This window comes from Marinitenerispora sediminis (assembly GCF_003336425.1).
Lineage (GTDB): Bacteria > Actinomycetota > Actinomycetes > Streptosporangiales > Streptosporangiaceae > Marinitenerispora > Marinitenerispora sediminis.
The window spans coordinates 1-2,678 of record NZ_QEIO01000276.1 but is presented as its reverse complement, the minus strand read 5'-3'; the positions used below and the strand labels follow the sequence as shown (position 1 = coordinate 2,678).

Genomic DNA, 2,678 nt, shown 5'->3' with positions numbered 1-2,678 from the left:
CGACCCCCCGGGCTGCACCAAGCGGCTACGCGCGGCGCCCCCTGGCCCAGCAGGCGACCCGGCCGGTCGCCTCCGACACCGCCTTCTGGCACGACACCGTGGATCACCGACTCCCCCCGGTGGAACACGGACGCTCCCGCCCCACCCTTCAACACTGCGGCCCGGCTGGACGGGCCGCCTACGGCTACCGCCGCTCCCACTCCCGGTTCTCCTGGGCACTGCGCCTGTTCCCGGTGCGCACCCCCGCCGGGATGCCCATCACCTCGACCCTGGTCAGCCCCAAGGTCGATGAGCGCGACGCCAGGGCCGCGATGCTGGAGGCCGAGCCGGACCCGGCCGCCGACCGGCCCGGGCCGCTGCTGACCGCCGAGGGCTTCGCCTCCCGGGCATTCGAGGCCGAGCTCCGCACACGGGGAACCACGCTGCCGCGGCCCTCCTTCCAACCCGAGCGGGCCCGACCCGGCGAGCACCTGCTCAAAGGGGTGCGGCAGTTGATCACATCATTCAACGACACCGTCAAAGACCAGCTCGACCCGGAGCGCTACGGCGGGCGGACCTTCGGAGGGCGTCACGGTCCGGGTCGGCCAGCGGATCCCGGCCATGGCCGCGGCGATCCGGCACCACCACACCGGCGCACCGGTCATGAGGTCCCCGATCGCCTACGACCGCCCACCACAAAGGAACCACTCGCCTAGGGACGGGCCATCCGGCTCAGCCCCGGACTCCGGTCACGCCGTGCGTTCGATCGCGGCGTCCGCCCAGAACATGGCCTCCTCGACCCGGGTGATCGCCTGTTCCTTCTCCCTGCCGTCCGGCAGCAGGTCGGCCAGCTGCTCCGCCAGCCGGTGGCAGGCCGTCCGGACCTCCTCGTGCTGGCCGGCGCGGTCCAGGTCGGACCGGCGGGGCGCGAAGCGGCGCCCGATCTCGTCGCGGTGCATATGGTCCTCCCGCTGTCGGTGTCCGGGCCCTTCGCCCTTCCGTCCTGCCCGTTCCCGCCCGCGGCACTCCCGGTGGCCCGGAGCGGACGGGCGGACGTGGACCCGGCGTCAAGGATCCGGGCACGCGCGGCCAACGCCACACCCGCGGGGGCGGGGCCGGCGTCGGCCGCGGCCGACGGCCACGTACCGTGCCCGGGAAGACCAGGTGGCCCCTCGGGCGCCTTCCCGTCCGGTCGGCGGACGAAGGACCCCCAGCGGCTCCGCCGGGAGCGGAACGTCGCCGCCCTCGGGTACACCGCCGTCGCACTCGCGGAGCCCCCGCCGCTCCTCCTCCGTCCGCCCTCCTTCGACCTCCCGCACGACACGGGTTGGCTCCCGGCTCCACGAGCCCCCGACGTCGACGACCTCCGGCCCAGGTGCCGCTCGCGACCGGCCGCGCCGCCCGAGAGCAACGCGGCCCCCGGACACGGCGGCGGTCCCGGACGGCGCCCGGCAGCAGGGCGCCGAGCAGGACCGGCGGTCCGACGACGGCCCTCCCACCGCACGGACGGGCGCGGCCGGTGCGCGGCCGGTGCGCGGCCGGCGGGCGTCCCCGGTACCCGGCCCGCCTCCGTGCCGCTCTCCATCCGTTCCGCACCGCCGCGCGGTGCGCCGTCGCGCCTCCAGCGTGCCGGCCGGTCCCGGCCGGCCAGCGCGGAGGCGGACGGTCGCCGGCGCCGGTCAGGGGCCGGAGGGCCGGCCGCGGTGCAGCCGGATGCCGACACCGCTGGCGGTGAGCAGCGTGACACCGGCCACGAGCAGGGTCGCCGCGGCGCCGAGGGCGCCGTCGGTCCACTCCCAGACGAGTTCCGGAACCGCGATGGCGCAGCCCAGCACCCCCGCCACGAGCAGGACCGTCGCCCGCTCCCGCTGGTAGAGCAGGAGGAAGACCGCGGCGGCGCCCAGCGTCACCGCGATCCAGCCGGTGTGTCCGGCGTGCAGGAACGTCATCTGGGCGCCGTAGAGCACGATCCCGGCCCCGAGGCCGTGCCCGAGCGCACGGTGGGTGAGCACACCCGTGAGCGACAGCCCGATCCACAGCAGGCCGAGCGCCACCAGGCACAGGTCGTAGGGGGCCGCCGACCACCCGGTGAGGTCGAGCAGGGCGGACACCGTCCACACGCTCATCCCCGCGGCGGCCACCAGCAGCACGGCCGCGGGCAGCGCCGCGTAGCCCACGGCGGCCAGGCCGAGGCCGACCGCCCCCGCGACCGCGGAGAAGTCCGCCGCGTCGGCGACCTCGACGGCCAGCGCGGCGGTCACCGTCCCCAGGCCGACCAGGACTCCGGCCAGGCGGCGGCGCACCGGCGGGACCCGGTGGCGGCGTCCCGCCATGGCCCGCGGGCCGCCCGCGGTGAGCACGCCGCCGCCGGCCAGGGCCAGGGTGAGCGCTGCGAGCACCGCCACCCACACCGACCTCGTCAGGTCCGCCCAGAGGGCGGCGACCAGGCTGACCACACCGATGAGCGCGAGCGCGCCGCCGACGTAGCCGATGACCTCCGCCCAGCGGACGCGCGGGCGCTCCGCCTCGGCCGCCGCGAGTTCGGCCCGCACGGCCGCCGCCTGCTCCGGCGAGATGACGGCGCGCTCGACCAGCCGGCGCAGCGCCCCCTCCCGGGACTCGGCCGCGGCGCTCACGCCGCGCCGCCGGGCTCGGCGGCCACGGCGGGGCGCGGCGCGGCGGCGGACCGGGCGGGGCCG

Annotated in this window: 2 protein-coding genes and 1 pseudogene; 1 reads left to right on the top strand and 2 read right to left on the bottom strand. The window is 77.5% G+C overall.

Annotation, left to right across the window (positions count from 1 at the left end; translation table 11 throughout):
• Positions 1 to 695, top strand: a pseudogene (locus tag DEF28_RS27340) (hypothetical protein); the annotation flags it as partial.
• Between the two features lie 33 nt (positions 696 to 728).
• On the opposite strand, the gene DEF28_RS26190 reads toward DEF28_RS27340, so the two are convergent.
• Positions 729 to 938 (bottom strand): Acb2/Tad1 domain-containing protein, encoded by a 210-nt coding sequence (locus DEF28_RS26190; RefSeq protein WP_114400860.1) that lies wholly within the window; start codon positions 936 to 938, stop codon positions 729 to 731.
• Positions 939 to 1,658: 720 nt separating this feature from the next.
• Positions 1,659 to 2,678: DUF2157 domain-containing protein (locus tag DEF28_RS26185; RefSeq protein ID WP_233515554.1), on the bottom strand; the 1,020-nt coding region annotated here is incomplete at its 5' end.

Excerpts from the sequence above, each read along its gene's own strand:
- DEF28_RS26190 (WP_114400860.1), bottom strand. The coding sequence starts at position 938 with ATGCACCGCGACGAGATCGGGCGCCGCTTCGCGCCCCGCCGGTCCGAC.